This window comes from Candidatus Accumulibacter phosphatis (genome assembly GCF_012939955.1).
Classification (GTDB): Bacteria; Pseudomonadota; Gammaproteobacteria; order Burkholderiales; family Rhodocyclaceae; genus Accumulibacter; species Accumulibacter delftensis.
This window is the reverse complement of the sequence record NZ_SPMY01000138.1, coordinates 1-831: the sequence shown is the minus strand read 5'-3', so window position 1 is coordinate 831 and position 831 is coordinate 1. Positions and strand designations below refer to the sequence as shown.

The 831-nt window shown below is 62.5% G+C and carries 1 protein-coding gene and 1 pseudogene; one reads left to right on the top strand and one right to left on the bottom strand.

The features are described from left to right. Positions 1–144: 144 nt before the first annotated feature. Positions 145–339, bottom strand: a pseudogene (locus tag E4Q23_RS24430) (type II toxin-antitoxin system RelE/ParE family toxin); the annotation flags it as partial. A gap of 260 nt (positions 340–599) precedes the next feature. Between E4Q23_RS24430 and E4Q23_RS23130 the strand changes: the two are divergent. Next, positions 600–831 (top strand): CopG family antitoxin (locus E4Q23_RS23130; protein ID WP_211203918.1); only part of this gene is annotated, 232 nt, incomplete at its 3' end.

Genomic DNA, 831 nt, shown 5'->3' with positions numbered 1-831 from the left:
GAGCCTGAGCGTCTCGACCGTTTGTTCCAGAACCCCCCGTCAGCCCCTGCTGATAAGCCAGCAGCAAAGGGAGAGGCAAGGGCGGAAGGCTGCGCAGCTCAGGGTTGCCCTGCGGCGAGAGGGTGCGGTAAAGCGTGGTGGCGTTCAGCGCCGCCTGGTCGGCCAGTACTCTGCCGCCCTCTCGATGTCAGAACTTTGGCTGCGCTTGGTGCAGCTGCAGAGCAGCAGCACCAACACCAACGTTTGACCCGCTTACGCGTAATACACGCGATAGCCCAGCCCGGCGTCGATCCGCAGCTCCCACACGCCGTCACGGCAAAATTTGTGGTCGCCGAAGTTTGCCGACGCCGCCGCCAGGCAGCGTAACGCTCAGCCCCCCGGACGGCCAGGCATTGAGTAGAGGAAAGGGGAATCGTGGAGCACCCGTGCTCGTGGATGCCCCGTAGAACGACGAGAGCGGGTCGCTGACGGGTTTTCTGTCTTGGCCTAACCCCATGGGGTAGCCAAGCCCGCGCGGACGCGCCTGGCGGGCCGTTTTGCGGATGGTGACCGTACTCAGCCAAGGCCACTATTTGCCTTGACGAAGGCGGTTGAACGCCATGAAAAAGAAATTGCCAAGACTGCCGACCGATAAGGCGGCGGAAGACTTTGTCGCGACGGCAGACCTGACCGATTACGACCTGTCCCGCATGACCCCGATGCGCTTCGAGTTTCAGCCGAAGGATCGCAGCATCACCATGCGGTTGTCGGAATCGCTGTTCGCGGCCATCAGGGAAGAAGCCGATCGTTCCGGGATGCCGTACCAGCGCTTTATCCGCAAGGCGCTCGAAG